Origin of the sequence: Saccharopolyspora halophila (assembly GCF_039531955.1) — a bacterium.
Lineage (GTDB): Bacteria > Actinomycetota > Actinomycetes > Mycobacteriales > Pseudonocardiaceae > Saccharopolyspora > Saccharopolyspora halophila.
The window spans coordinates 1-13,239 of record NZ_BAAARA010000004.1 but is presented as its reverse complement, the minus strand read 5'-3'; the positions used below and the strand labels follow the sequence as shown (position 1 = coordinate 13,239).

The following is a 13,239-nucleotide window of genomic DNA, read 5'->3' as shown; positions in this document are numbered from 1 at the left end:
GCGCGCGCGGCGGTGATCGCAGTCACCGCTCCCGCTCCCATGGACGAATCCGACAGGTGAAGGCGTAGCCTGGGGCCGTGACTGTGGCGCCTGAGGGTCGAAAGCTGCTGCGGTTGGAAGCCCGCAACAGCCAGACCCCGATCGAGAAGAAGCCGTCTTGGATCAAGACCCGCGCGAAGATGGGTCCCGAGTACCAGGAACTCAAGGGTCTGGTCCGCCGCGAAGGGCTGAACACCGTCTGCGAGGAGGCGGGTTGCCCGAACATCTTCGAATGCTGGGAGGACCGGGAAGCCACCTTCCTCATCGGTGGTGACCAGTGCACCCGGCGCTGCGACTTCTGCCAGATCGACACCGGCAAGCCCGATCCGCTGGACACCGAGGAACCGCGCAAGGTCGCCGAGTCGGTGCAGGCCATGGGCCTGCGCTACTCCACGGTGACCGGCGTCGCGCGCGACGACCTCGACGACGGCGGCGCGTGGCTCTACGCCGAGACCGTCCGTCAGATCCACCAGCTCAACCCGGGAACCGGCGTCGAGCTGCTCATCCCGGACTTCAACGCCGACCCCGACCAGCTGGCCGAGGTCTTCAGCTCGCGGCCCGAGGTGCTCGCGCACAACACCGAGACGGTGCCGTCGGTGTTCCGCCGGATCCGCCCGGGCTTCCGCTACGAGCGTTCGCTCGAGGTCATCACCAAGGCCCGCGAGGCCGGGCTGGTCACCAAGTCGAACCTGATCCTGGGCATGGGCGAGACGCCCGACGAGGTGCGCCCGGCGCTGCAGGACCTGCGCGATGCCGGCTGCGACATCATCACCATCACCCAGTACCTGCGGCCCAGCGCGCGGCACCACCCCGTGGACCGGTGGGTCAAGCCCGAGGAGTTCGTCGAGCACACCCAGGCGGCCGAGGAGATCGGCTTCCCCGGTGTGATGGCCGGACCGCTGGTGCGCTCCAGCTACCGCGCGGGCAGGCTCTACGCCAAGGCGACGGTGCACCGCGGCATGCCGCTGTCGGAGAACCTCGCCCACCTCGCCCAGGCGGGCGAGGCCTCGCAGGAAGCCCGCAGCGTGCTGGCCCGCCAGAACAGCTGATCCAACGCGCGAAACGGGGTGCCCGGACCTTCCGGGCACCCCGTTTCGTCGTCGGGTACGGCCTGCCCGCGCAGGCCCGCGAGAGTACGGCTCCATTACGCATTCGGGGCACGTATGCACCGTCTCCAGGTGGAGCCGTATCCTGAAGTACATGGCCAAGCAGGACAAGGCCGCCAAGAAAGAGGCGGCCAAACAGCGACGTCAGGCGAGCGCCGGCCGCGTCAAGCAGATCTTCGAGGCGTTCAAGATGCAGCGCCGGGAGGACAAGCTCCTCCTCCCGCTGATGCTCGGCGCGTTCCTCGGCGTGACAGTCGTGGTCTTCCTGCTGGGCATGATCTGGAGTCTGCACTGGGTGTTCCTCCCGGTCGGCCTGGCGTTCGGCCTGCTCGCAGCCGTGATCATCTTCGGTCGCAGGGTGCAGTCCACCGTCTACAAGAAGGCCGACGGCCAGCCGGGCGCGGCGGGCTGGGCGCTGGACAACCTGCGCGGCCGCTGGGTGCTCAACCAGGCCGTGTCCGGTACCGCCCAGCTGGACGCGGTGCACCGGCTGATCGGCAGGCCCGGGATCGTGCTGGTCGGCGAGGGCGCTCCGCACCGGGTGCGGACCCTGATGTCCCAGGAGAAGAAGCGCGTGGCACGCGTCGTCGGCGAGACCCCGATCTACGAGATCATGGTCGGCAGCGGGGAAGACGAGGTCCCACTGCCGAAGTTGCAGTCGCGGATCATGAAACTGCCGCGCAACATCGGCCCGAAGCAGATCGACGCGCTGGAGAGCCGCCTGGCGGCGCTGGCCAGCCGCAGCGGAAACGCGATGCCCAAGGGCCCCACTCCGCAGGGTGCCAAGATGCGCAACATGCAGCGGGCGGCGCGGCGCGCCAAGTAGCGATCGGGCTGTTGCGCGCGAAACAACAGCGAAAGCGGGCCGGCGGGAACAATCCCCCGGCCCGCTTTCGCTGCTCGGCGGCAGTATCCGCACGGGCAGAGCTCCTCGCTGCACGCGGCGGCAGCCGCCGTCTCAAGTGCGGGACTCAGTCGGCACCGCCGCGGGTTCTGACGCGTCGTGTGGCGAGGACAGCCGCGACGCCGCGTAGGCCGCTACTCAAGGAACGGATCCCGCAGCCACACGACGCGTCAGGTTCCGCCACCCGCACCGGCCAGCAAACCGGGAACCAAGAATCTCCTCAGTCAGCGGCGGAGGACGATGGTTTGGGTGAGCCGGTCGTGCCAGGAGCGGCCGTTGAAGTCCCAGATCACGGCCGGGATGATGAAGGCGGTCAGCAGCGCGCGGAGCACGGCGCGCAGCAGGCCGACCGGCTTGGTCGAGTCGGTCCGCGCCACCCAGATCCGCGCCAGCGTCATCCCCGGCGTCACGCCGAAGAAGGTCACCGGCAGCACGGTGATGACGAACCAGGTAAGCACGCTCCAGTCGCCGGGGTAGTTCGGCGCGGTGAACGCGGCGGTGATCACCGCCGCCAGCAGCAGGTCCACCACGAACCCGAGCAGCCTGCGGCGCAGCGGCGCGGCCGACCCGGGACCGGATTCCGGCAGTCCCTGTTCCTCGCCGCGATACGCGGGACGGGCGTCGTGTCCCTGCTCACGCACGTTGTTGAATGCGGCCCTCGGGCCGTCCAGCCAGGAGCTGAGCACATTTCGCACGTCATCCAGGGTACGTGCCGCCCGCGCGGCCACTCCCCCGGCGCAGCGGGGGTGACCATGCGTGCAACCCCTACCGCCCGATCAGGTGGCCGTTAACGCGCGCGAAACACTGGAGTGACGACAGGGCAACACCGATGGCATAACGTCAACGACGAGCCGGCGGCGACCAGACGTGGCACCGGTGAGCTGTACGAATCTGCGTGAAGGAGCCACCGAGCTTGTTCAAGAATCCAGACGAGGTCCTCCGCTTCATCGCTGATGAGGACGTGAAGTTCGTCGATGTCCGGTTCTGCGACCTGCCGGGCGTCATGCAGCACTTCACGGTGCCCGCCAGCGCGTTCGACGAGACCTCGTTCACCAACGGCCTGGCCTTCGACGGCTCCTCGGTTCGCGGCTTCCAGTCGATCCACGAATCCGACATGCTGCTGCTGCCGGACCCCTACACCGCGCGGCTGGACCCGTTCCGCTCCGCGAAGACCCTGATCCTCAACTTCTTCGTGCACGACCCGTTCACGTTGGAGCCCTACAGCCGCGACCCGCGCAACATCGCGCGCAAGGCCGAGCAGTACCTGACCGAGTCCGGCGTGGCCGACACGGCGTTCTTCGGCGCCGAGGCCGAGTTCTACATCTTCGACGAGGTCAAGTTCGGCGAAGGCCCGAACAAGACCTTCGCCGAGGTCGACTCGGTCGAGGGCTGGTGGAACACCGGCCGCGAGGAGGACGGCGGCAACCGCGGTTACAAGACCCGGCTCAAGGGCGGTTACTTCCCCGTCGCGCCGTACGACCACTTCGGCGATCTGCGCGACGAGATGACCCAGCAGCTGCAGGAGTCCGGCTTCGAGATCGAGCGCGCCCACCACGAGGTCGGCACCGGCGGTCAGGCCGAGATCAACTACAAGTTCAACACGCTGCTGCACGCGGCGGACGACTTGCAGCTGTTCAAGTACATCATCAAGAACACCGGCTGGGCCAACGGCAAGACCGTGACCTTCATGCCCAAGCCGCTGTTCGGCGACAACGGCTCCGGTATGCACAGCCACATGTCGCTGTGGAAGGACGGCAGCCCGCTGTTCTACGACGAGGCCGGTTACGCCGGTCTGTCGGACACCGCGCGCTACTACATCGGCGGCATCCTGCACCACGCCCCGAAGCTGCTGGCCTTCACCAACCCGACGGTGAACTCCTACCACCGCCTGGTGCCCGGCTTCGAGGCCCCGGTGAACCTGGTGTACTCGCAGCGGAACCGCTCCGCCTGCATGCGCATCCCGATCACCGGCTCGAACCCGAAGGCCAAGCGCGTCGAGTTCCGCTGCCCGGACCCGTCCGGCAACCCGTACCTGGCCTTCGCCGCGATGATGATGGCGGGCCTGGACGGCATCAAGAACAAGATCGAGCCGGCCGAGCCGATCGACAAGGACCTCTACGAGCTCCCGCCGGAAGAGGCCAAGAACGTTCCGACCGTGCCGAGCTCGCTGGCCGAGGCCATCGACAACCTGGAAGCCGACCACGACTTCCTGCTCGAGGGTGGCGTGTTCACCCCCGACCTGATCGAGACCTGGATCCAGTTCAAGCGGGAAGAGGAGATCGACCCGATCCGCCTGCGCCCGCACCCGCACGAGTTCTCGCTGTACTTCGACGTGTGAGTCGATGACCAGCCCGAAACGGCCCGCCGGCACTCCCGGCGGGCCGTTTCGCGTTCGCACCCCGCGCGCCTCCGGACGGCTCGGGCGTCCTGCGGGACGCACGCGGTCGCCCCGCGACGCGCCTCTGCTCCGGTCCGGCACCGAGCGGCGAATTCCCGCCTTCGTCGTTTCCGCTCGCTTCGCGCGGCGTACCGTTCCCGCGTCCGGAGAGCGAGGTGTGGATGTCCGCGGTGACCAGGCTCGTGACCTTCGTCGAGGTCGACGGCGAACGACGGGAAACGATCAGCGTGTCGGCACGGCTGGAGCTCGAGCTCACCAGCGGCGCGCGGGTGGTCCTCCTGAACGACCGGGGCTGGTCCGGCTCCGGCGGATGGACCTCCACCTCGGCGACCTGCGTGCGCGAGACGGCGCGCGCGGTGGTCGGGCCGGACGAACCGCTGGACGGCGTCTCCTACGAGCACGAGGCAGCAGCCCACTGGGACTCGCTGGAGCAGATCGCCCGCGACCGCGGAGTCGCCGCCGACGCGACCGAGCTCCGGCGGTTGCCGCACGACGTCGTGCTCAGCGCGGAAGTGCTCGCCCGCATCGCCCCCGACGATTGACCGCGCTCACCCGGCCACCTCGCCGAGCGCGGTGCCCAGGATCGCCACTCCCCGGTCGATCTCCTCTTCGGTGGCGGTCAGTGCCGGAGCGATGCGGAACGTGCCGCCCATGCCGGGCAGCTGCACGATGTTCATGTGCAGGCCCAGCTCTGCGCAGCGCCTGGTGACGGCGGCGCCGAGCTCGTCCGCGCCGGCGCCATCGCTCGCGGCGACCAGCTCGAGCCCGACCAGCAGCCCGCGCCCTCGCACGTCGCCGATCACCGGATGACTGCCCGCGAGGTCGTCCAGCCCGCCGCGCAGCCGGTCGCCGAGCTGGCGAGCGCGCTGATCGAGCCGGTCGCGGCTGAGCACGTCCAGAACCACGTTGCCGACGGCCGCGGGCAGCGGGTCGTTGACGTGGGTGGTGAAGAACAGGAATCCGCGGTCGTGCGCGCGCTGCTCGATCTCGGCGCTGGTCAGCACCGCGGCCAGCGGAAGCCCCGCACCGAGGGTCTTGGACAGGGTGAGGATGTCGGGCACCACGCCGTCGCGCTCGAACGCGTACCAGTCACCGGTGCGGCACAAGCCCGTCTGGGCCTCGTCCAGGATCAGCAGCATGCCCCGCTCGTGGCACTTGTCCCGCAGCGCGGCCAGGTACCCCGGCGGGAGGTCGACCACGCCACCGGAGCTCAGGATCGGCTCGACCAGGCAGGCCGCGAGGGCGCCGACCGACTGCGCGTCGATCAGGTCGAAACCGAGGTCGAGCTGGCGGCGCCAGTCCAGGTTCCCCTCGGCGTCGACGATGTCCGGCCGGAACGGGTCCGGCACCGGCAGGGCGAAGTTGCCCGGCGCACCCGGCCCGTACCCGGTGCGTCCGGCGACGTAGGTGGCGTTCGCGGCCGCCTGGGTCATGCCGTGCCAGGACCGCGCGAACGAGACGACCTCGTGCCCGCCGGTGACCAGCTTGGCCATCCGCAGCGCCGCCTCGTTCGCCTCCGCACCCGTGCTCAGGAACATGGCCTTGTCCAGCGGATCCGGCACGGTCCGCACGATCCGCTGCGCGAGATCGACGACCGGACGACTGAGCATGCCGCTGTAGAGGTGGTCGAGCCTGCCGACCTGCTCGCGGACGGTCGCCACGATCTCCGGGTGCGAATGGCCGAGGATCGCGCTCATCTGGCCCGAGGTGAAGTCGAGCAGCTCCTTCCCGTCCTCGGTGACCACCGTGCTGCCGGTGGCCCGCTCGATGATTCCGTCGCTGAAGTCACCGTGCCCCGAGTAGCGGACCAGGTTCCGCGCCGCGTCATCCATGCTCCCGACGCTAACCCCTGGAACGCGCGCGATCACCCGGTGAACTTCCCGAGCCCCACGTCGTCTACGGCATTCCGCGTCGATCAAGGGATCGGTTGCCTTCGAGCAGGCCGGTCGATGGCGTAGACGTAGTGGTCGCGGTCGTCGATCGGGTTGTCCGGTTCCAGCTCGCCCTCGGCGACGCGGCTCAGACCGGCCTTCTCCAGGGCTCGCCAGGAAGCCCGATTGGCCGCGGACACGGGCACCACGATCGAGGGGGCGCTCGGGTAGTCGTCCCAGGTGGATTCCACGATCGACCGGACCACGCGGCTGCCCAGACCCCGACCGATCCGCTGCGGATCGCCGATCAGGTAGTCGATGCTCACCGCCTCCGCGTCCACCTCGAGGATCGGCGCGAGCGCTTCCAGGTATTCGGGGTAGTCGCCATACCTGCTGCGCTGCACCAGGCCGACCGGCAGGCCGTCGAGGAGCACGAGCAGGTCCTCCGACGGCTCCGCGCCCCTGGCCGCGGCGCCGAAGTCGCGCGCGACCGCCTCCGGTGAGGTCTCGTGGTTCCACCACCGGGCCACGTGCGGCTGCCGAAGCCACTGCCCGAGCAGCGGGAAGTCCTCTTCGGCAAGCCTGCGCCAACTGATCATCCGACCACCTCACCATGAGCGCTCACCTCCGGTAACGCTTCGCCGGACCGCCCTCATCCCTGCTGTTGCTCGCAACGGGCGCGGGCGAGCCGGTGAGCCGCTCGGAGCAGGTCGCGGGTCGGCTCCCGCGTGGGCTCGGCGGGGTTGATCACCGAGACCCAGCCGGCGGTGCCGTAGAGCGGGTGCGCCACGAAAGCGTCGGTGACCGCGGGGTCGATCTTCTCGATGGCGGGCTCGCGCGGTGCGCGGCCGATCCATCGGATGAACGCCTCCTTGTCCGGACGGATGTTCACGCGGAATGCTCCTGGCCGGTCCAGACCCGAGGGTGCCTCTCCCGGGTAGTTCTTGGTCACGATCGTCGCGAACGGCTGGGTTCTCCCCGGGACGATTCCCTCGGGCGAGTAGTAGAAGAAGGCATCGCCCCAGGCGATTTCCGGCGTGCCGTCACCGGGCACGGGCTTGAGCACGACGACTCCGCCCAGTCCGGCCACGAATTCGATCAATTCACCCATGGTCATGGCTTCGAGCGTTACATTGAAGTGCTTGTGGAGACTTTTGCGCCACCGAACTGGAGGAACCCGGTGCCAGGTCGCGAATCGGACAGGCTCCGCACCAGCGATGTCGCCAAGCGCGCCGGTTGTTCCGTTCAGCAGGTGCGAAACCTCGAGCAAGCCGGCGTGCTCCCGCCCGCAACACGCACGACCAACGGTTACCGGGTGCACGGCGAGATCCACGTGCACTCCGCCATCGCCTACCGGGAACTGGCCGCCGGCACGGGCCCGGCCGAAGCGAAGAAGATCCTGCGAGCGGTCCACCGCGGTCACCTCTCGGACGTGCTGTCCCAGCTCGACGGGGCGCACGCGCGCATCGATGCCGAACGCGCCGAACTGCGGCGCGCCAAGGCCGCCGCACATGCCATCGCGGACGAGCCGATCGCCGACGTGCGCCCGTCGGACTCCATGAACATCTCCGAACTAGCCGCGGCGCTCGGCGTCCGGACCTCGACGCTCCGGCACTGGGACGCGGAGGGGCTCGCGGTCCCCGTCCGCGATCCCGCGCGGGCGACGCGCCGCTACCTGCCACCCCACGTGCGGGACGCGCGGATCGTCCACCAGCTCCGCCAGGCCGGTTACCGGATCGAATCGCTCCGAGCCCTGATGCCGGAGTTGCGGAGCGGCCGCCGGTTCCCGGACGTGGACGCCGCACTGGCCGCCCGGGACACCAGCATCGAGAAGCGATCCCGCGCCCTACTCACCGGCGCAGCCGCGCTCCACGAGCTGCTCGCGCGCAGAGCGACCAACGATGATCAGTAATAACACCGCATGATCAAATTCCCTGCCACGAGCTGCGCGGGACTCCGGTGGTGCCGGGGCGGAAGCGCAGCAGCGAACCCGCGTAGCGGTCAGCGGTGAAGGCGATTTCGTCGTAGCCGAAGCAGGCGGAGGTCACGTAGAGCTCCTCCAGACGCGACCCGCCGAACGCCAGGCCGGTGACCCGGCGGGTGGGCGCCCACAACACGGTCTCCAGGTCACCGCCGGGGGCGTATCGGTGGATGCGTCCCGTCCAGTGCATGGCCACCCACACGCAGCCCTCGGCATCGACCGCGATGCCCTGCGGGGTGCCCTCGACTTCCGGGCACGACACCCACTGCCTGCCGGAAACCGCGCGGGCGCGTTCCACGTCGTAGTCGTAGACCCAGATCGCGTGCAGATCGGTCACGTAGAGCTTGTCGCCCTCCGGGCTCCAGGCCAACCCGCCCGGTCCGGTCAGCCCGTCCACGAGCAAGCGAGCACGACCGCCCTCCAGCACGTAGCAACCACCCGCACGGAGATCGCCCGCGTAGGTGACGGTGCAGGCCACGAATCGACCCGCGGGATCGCAGCCACCCGCCCCCATCCGGTCTCCGCCGCGCACCTGGACGACCGGGTCCAACCCGGCACGCGCCAGGTGCACCCGCCCGAAGCCGTTCTCGGTGGCCGCGATCAGCTGTCCCTGGCGCGTCGAACCGAGCGCGGTGACCTTGCCCGGCAAGATCCGCACGTCGTCCGCACCGGTATCCCGGTGGTAGGTGTGCAGTTCGCGGCGCAGCAGATCCACCCAGTACACGCAGTTGAGCGCCGACATCCACAGCGGGCCGGTTCCGCACAACGCCTGGCGATCGACGAGCAGCTCGAACTCCTCGGACATCCTCGCCCCCGATCAAGCGATGGCCTGCCCGATCAGCCTAGGAAGCGCTCCGGCCGCGCATGCACCGCCGACCGGCGGGTTTCTGGTGGGTGCGGTGCGATTTCTCCGCTCGATCGGGGCTCGCGGAGGTGCGCGCCCCGGGACCGCGCCCACCGTGGCGACCGCGTTCAGGTGTCGTAGAAGACCCGCTCCACCACCGCGCGGGCGTGGCGGGTGACCCGGAGGTAGTCGTCGACGACCTCCCCGGTGTCGACGCTCGAGGGATAGCCAAGCGCCGCGGCCACGCCGACGCGCTCCTGCGACTTCTTCGGCAGCTGATCGCCCGGCTTGCCGCGCACGAGCATCACGGCGTTGCGCACCCGGGTCGCCAGGGTCCACGCCTCGATGAGGTCGTTCGCATCGGACTCGGCCAGCAACCCCGCTTCGGCGGCGGCGCGCAGCCCGTCCACGGTGGACGTCGTGCGCAGCGCCGGTACGTCGCGCGCGTGCTGCAGCTGCAGCAACTGCAACGTCCACTCGACGTCGGCGAGACCACCGCGGCCCAGCTTGGTGTGCGTGGCCGGATCCGCACCGCGCGGGAGCCGTTCGGAATCGACCCGGGCCTTGATCCGGCGGATCTCGCGGGCCTTGGCCTCCTCGAGACCGCCCTCCGGGTAGCGGATCGGGTCGATGGCGCGGCAGAACCGCTCGCCCAGGTCCGCATCGCCCGCGACCGCGCGGGCTCGCAGCAGGGCCTGGGCCTCCCAGACCTCGCCCCAGCGCCGGTAGTAGCCGAGATAGGAGTCCAGGGTGCGCACCAGCGGACCCTGCTTGCCCTCCGGCCGCAGGTCGATGTCGACCTCCAGCGGCGGGTCCTGGCTGGGCTGCCCGAGCAGCCGCCGGACCTGCTCGACCACGGTGCTCGCGAACTTCACCGCCGTTTCCTCGTCGGCACCGTTGCACGGTTCGCACACGAACATCACGTCGGCATCCGAACCGTAGCCCAGTTCGGCACCGCCGAGCCTGCCCATGCCGATCACCGCGACGCGGGCGGGAACCTCGCGATCCGCGCTGGCCGCGGTATCGCGCATCGCCATGTCCAGGGTCGACTCCAGCACCGCGACCCAGATGCTGGACAACGCGCGGTAGACCACCGCCGGCTCGACCAGCCCCAGCAGGTCCGCGCAGGCGATGCGCAGCAGCTCGTGCCTGCGCAGCGACCGCGCGGCGGCCGCGGCACGGCTCGGATCGCTGTACCGGGAAACCGTGCTGCGCAGCGACATCGCCACCTCGACCGGATCCCGCTCGGACAGCGCGGGGGTGTCCGCGAGCAGCCGCAGCACCTCCGGGGCGCGCATCAGCAGCTCTGGCACCAGCTTCGAGGTGCCGAGCAGCTGGGCCAGGCGCTCGACGACCACGCCCTCGTCCCGCAACAACCGCAGGTACCAGGGAGTTTCGGCCAGCGCTTCGGAAACCTTGCGGTAGGCGAGCAGGCCGCCGTCCGGGTCCGGGGTGTTGCCCAAGAGGTCCAGCAGCACCGGCAACAGCGCGCCCTGGATGCTCGCCCGGCGCGACATTCCCGCGGTCAGCGCCCCGATGTGGCGCAGCGCGCCCTTCGGCGAGCCGTAACCCAGCGCGGACAGCCGCTCCTCGGCCGCCGAGGTGGTCAGTCGCAGCGCCTCGGTGGGCACCTTCGCGACCGACTCCAGCAGCGGGCGGTAGAACAGCTTCTCGTGCAGCCGCCGAACCTGCTTGGCGTGCCTGCGGAACTCCGCGACCAGCGCCTGGCCCGCGGTGTTGCGGCCGCTGGAGCGGAACCCGACGGCACGGCCCAGCACGCCGAGACCGCCGGCGTCGTCGAACTCGGGGAACAGGTGGGTGCGCCGCAGCTGCCGCAGCTGCAGACGGTGCTCGACGGTCCGCAGGAACCGGTAGGAATCCACCAGGTCCGCCGCATCGGCACGGGCGACGTAGCCGCCCTCGCCCAGCGCGCGCAGCGCCTCCAAGGTGGACGCCGAACGCAGTTCCTCGTCGCTGCGGCCGTGCACCATCTGCAGCAGCTGCACCGCGAACTCGACGTCGCGCAGCCCGCCGTGCCCCAGCTTCAGCTCGCGCTCGACCACCTCCGCGGGCACGTGCTCCTCGACCCGGCGCCGCATCGCGCGCACGTCGACGACGAAGTCCTCGCGCTCCGAAGCCGTCCAGACCAGCGGCTGCACCGCCTCCAGGTAGCGCGCGCCGAGCTCCCGGTCCCCGGCGACCGGCCGAGCCTTCAGCAGCGCCTGGAACTCCCAGGTGCGCGCCCAACGCCGGTAGTAGTTGAGATGTCCGTCGAGGGTGCGCACCAGAGCGCCCGCCTTGCCCTCCGGGCGCAGCGCCGCGTCGATCTCGAAGAAAGCCGGGCCGACGATGCGCATCAGCGTGCTGGCCAACCGGGTCCCGGTCGCGATGTCGTCCTCGCCGTCGGCGACGAAGACCACGTCGACGTCGCTGACGTAGTTGAGCTCGCGACCGCCGCACTTGCCCATCGCGACCACCGACAGCCGCGGCGTGTCGTGCACACCGACCTGCCGGAGTTCGGCCACCGCCACCGACATTGCCGCGCGCAACGCGGCCACCGCGGCATCGGAGAGCAGCTCGGCGACCTCCTCGTAGGGCACCGACGACAGCGCGGGTTCGGCGATGCTGGCCAGGTCGCGCGCGGCGATGTCCAGCAGCAGGCCGCGGTAGGTGGTGCGCAGCGCGCTGATCGCCCGCTGCCCGCACAGCTCGGCCACCGGCCCGTCCTCGGTGCCCGGCTCGCCGTCTCCCTCGGCCCTGACGGCCTCCAGCAACGCGGACGTGCGCTCGTCCAGGTTCCGCGGAGGGACGGCGTCGGCAGTCAGCCGCTTCCAGTCCGCCGGGTTGGCCACCAAGTGGTCCGCGAAAGCCGTGGAATCGCCCAGGACGCCGAAGAGCCTGCCGCGCAGCTCGACGTCCTCGGCCAGCGCGGCCGAGAGCGATTCCCACTCCTCGGCCATCGACTCGCGGAGCCGGTCGACCGAGTGCAAGGCCAGATCCGGATCGGGAGTGCGGGACAGCGCGACCACGATCGGCTCGGCCGCGCCCGGTCCGGTATCGGACCACCAGCCGGCTCCGCGCAGCTGGGTCTCGGCACGTTCCGCATCGCTGAACCCGTAGCGGGCCACGGAGGGAACCAACCCCGATCTCGGCGAATTGCTGTTGGCCATGAAATGAACCGTAGTCCGCTACCGAGGGGTCCGGAGACCGGACCTGACGATGATCACGCCATTGGCAGGAATCGGCTGGCCTTGCGATCACCCGGCGGGGTGGCCGCGAGCCGCACGAAACGTTCCGCCACCGGCTGCCAGGTCTCGGCGATCTCGGCGTGGAACTCCTCGAGGTGTTCCGGCTCCAGCTGACCGGGCCGTGCCGCTTCCGCCGCTTCCGGCATGTTGGCCGCCCAGTCCAGCACGATCTGCGGAGTGGTCTCGATGTGGAACTGCAGCCCGTACACGCAGGTGCCGATCCGGAAGGCCTGGTTCTCGCACTTGGGCGACGAGGCGAGCAGCTGAGCCGACGGCGGCAGGGTGAACTCGTCGTTGTGGAACTGGACCACGTCGGGAGTCAGCGCCAGCGGCCCCAGCAGCGAATCCTCGGCCGCCACATCGCGTTTGGCGACGAGCAGGGTGCCGACCTCGGGGCCGTCCGGAACCTTGCGGACCCGGCCACCGGTGGCCGCGGCCAGCAACTGGGCACCGAGGCAGATCGCCAGCACTGGCATGTCGCGGGTGACGGCCTTGCTCAGCAGCGAGCGGACCCCGGACAACCACGGGTGCTCGAGATCGTCGTAGGCGCCCATCTCCCCGCCGAGGACGACCAGGGCGTCGTAGTCGTCGAGCTCGGGAAGGTCCTGCTCCGCGGGCAGCACCACATCGAGCTCGGCGCCGGCCTCGGCGAACCACTCTCCCAGCGTTCCCACCGGGTCGATCTTCGAAGGCTGCACCACCAGAATCCGCACACCAGCCATACCGCAAACCCTACGTGCCTGGGCCGCATTCGCCCAACAACACGACCGCTACGCGGCTGTTCGTACGTGCTGGGGGTGTTCGGGTCGTGCATATAAAGAAGGGAGGGGTGCGGTATCCAGGACCAA

The 13,239-nt window shown here is 69.9% G+C and carries 12 protein-coding genes; 5 read left to right on the top strand and 7 right to left on the bottom strand.

The genetic code is table 11. From position 1 onward, the window contains the following. The first annotated feature begins 77 nt into the window (after window positions 1–77). A complete protein-coding gene (gene lipA / locus ABD289_RS07550; RefSeq protein ID WP_344128137.1) occupies window positions 78–1,088 on the top strand; it encodes a lipoyl synthase in 1,011 nt (336 codons plus the stop codon). 151 nt (window positions 1,089–1,239) lie between these two features. Further along, window positions 1,240–1,971, top strand: a complete 732-nt coding sequence (locus ABD289_RS07545; RefSeq protein WP_344128135.1) for a DUF4191 domain-containing protein — start codon at window positions 1,240–1,242, stop codon at window positions 1,969–1,971. Window positions 1,972–2,273: 302 nt separating this feature from the next. Here ABD289_RS07545 and ABD289_RS07540 read toward each other — a convergent pair whose 3' ends face one another. Next, window positions 2,274–2,744: an RDD family protein gene (locus tag ABD289_RS07540; RefSeq protein ID WP_344128133.1), complete on the bottom strand. Its 471-nt coding sequence runs from the start codon at window positions 2,742–2,744 to the stop codon at window positions 2,274–2,276. Between the two features lie 218 nt (window positions 2,745–2,962). Between ABD289_RS07540 and glnA the strand changes: the two genes are divergently transcribed. Together glnA and ABD289_RS07530 are read left to right on the top strand one after the other, a co-directional pair. Further along, window positions 2,963–4,387 (top strand): type I glutamate--ammonia ligase, encoded by a 1,425-nt coding sequence (glnA, locus tag ABD289_RS07535; protein ID WP_344128132.1) that lies wholly within the window; start codon window positions 2,963–2,965, stop codon window positions 4,385–4,387. A gap of 221 nt (window positions 4,388–4,608) precedes the next feature. After that, window positions 4,609–4,989: a hypothetical protein gene (locus ABD289_RS07530; protein WP_344128130.1), complete on the top strand. Its 381-nt coding sequence runs from the start codon at window positions 4,609–4,611 to the stop codon at window positions 4,987–4,989. 6 nt (window positions 4,990–4,995) lie between these two features. On the opposite strand, the gene ABD289_RS07525 is transcribed toward ABD289_RS07530, so the two are convergent. From ABD289_RS07525 to ABD289_RS07515, 3 genes are all read right to left on the bottom strand, one after another. Continuing rightward, window positions 4,996–6,279, bottom strand: coding sequence for an aspartate aminotransferase family protein (locus ABD289_RS07525; RefSeq protein ID WP_344128128.1), 1,284 nt, complete (start codon window positions 6,277–6,279; stop codon window positions 4,996–4,998). Between the two features lie 83 nt (window positions 6,280–6,362). Next, window positions 6,363–6,917 (bottom strand): GNAT family N-acetyltransferase, encoded by a 555-nt coding sequence (locus ABD289_RS07520; protein ID WP_344128126.1) that lies wholly within the window; start codon window positions 6,915–6,917, stop codon window positions 6,363–6,365. Window positions 6,918–6,970: 53 nt separating this feature from the next. Continuing rightward, on the bottom strand, window positions 6,971–7,588 hold the full coding sequence (locus ABD289_RS07515; RefSeq protein WP_344128124.1) for a DUF6194 family protein: 618 nt from the start codon (window positions 7,586–7,588) through the stop codon (window positions 6,971–6,973). Here ABD289_RS07515 and ABD289_RS07510 point away from each other — a divergent pair. Continuing rightward, entirely contained in the window at window positions 7,571–8,230 is a 660-nt protein-coding gene (locus tag ABD289_RS07510) for a MerR family transcriptional regulator (protein WP_344128122.1), read from the top strand. The genes ABD289_RS07515 and ABD289_RS07510 overlap by 18 nt on opposite strands. A 13-nt stretch (window positions 8,231–8,243) precedes the next feature. On the opposite strand, the gene ABD289_RS07505 is transcribed toward ABD289_RS07510, so the two are convergent. The 3 genes from ABD289_RS07505 to ABD289_RS07495 form a co-directional block, all read right to left on the bottom strand. Beyond that, complete coding sequence (locus ABD289_RS07505) at window positions 8,244–9,104, bottom strand: SMP-30/gluconolactonase/LRE family protein (protein WP_344128120.1); 861 nt, start codon at window positions 9,102–9,104, stop codon at window positions 8,244–8,246. Window positions 9,105–9,271: 167 nt separating this feature from the next. After that, window positions 9,272–12,313: a bifunctional [glutamine synthetase] adenylyltransferase/[glutamine synthetase]-adenylyl-L-tyrosine phosphorylase gene (locus ABD289_RS07500; RefSeq protein WP_344128118.1), complete on the bottom strand. Its 3,042-nt coding sequence runs from the start codon at window positions 12,311–12,313 to the stop codon at window positions 9,272–9,274. 53 nt (window positions 12,314–12,366) lie between these two features. After that, a complete protein-coding gene (locus ABD289_RS07495; RefSeq protein ID WP_344128116.1) occupies window positions 12,367–13,113 on the bottom strand; it encodes a type 1 glutamine amidotransferase in 747 nt (248 codons plus the stop codon). Window positions 13,114–13,239: the final 126 nt, after the last annotated feature.

Coding starts and splice junctions, on each gene's coding strand:
- ABD289_RS07545 (WP_344128135.1), top strand. CDS start 1,240: ATGGCCAAGCAGGACAAGGCCGCCAAGAAAGAGGCGGCCAAACAGCGA.
- ABD289_RS07530 (WP_344128130.1), top strand. CDS start 4,609: ATGTCCGCGGTGACCAGGCTCGTGACCTTCGTCGAGGTCGACGGCGAA.
- ABD289_RS07525 (WP_344128128.1), bottom strand. CDS start 6,279: ATGGATGACGCGGCGCGGAACCTGGTCCGCTACTCGGGGCACGGTGAC.
- ABD289_RS07520 (WP_344128126.1), bottom strand. CDS start 6,917: ATGATCAGTTGGCGCAGGCTTGCCGAAGAGGACTTCCCGCTGCTCGGG.
- ABD289_RS07505 (WP_344128120.1), bottom strand. CDS start 9,104: ATGTCCGAGGAGTTCGAGCTGCTCGTCGATCGCCAGGCGTTGTGCGGA.
- ABD289_RS07500 (WP_344128118.1), bottom strand. CDS start 12,313: ATGGCCAACAGCAATTCGCCGAGATCGGGGTTGGTTCCCTCCGTGGCC.
- ABD289_RS07495 (WP_344128116.1), bottom strand. CDS start 13,113: ATGGCTGGTGTGCGGATTCTGGTGGTGCAGCCTTCGAAGATCGACCCG.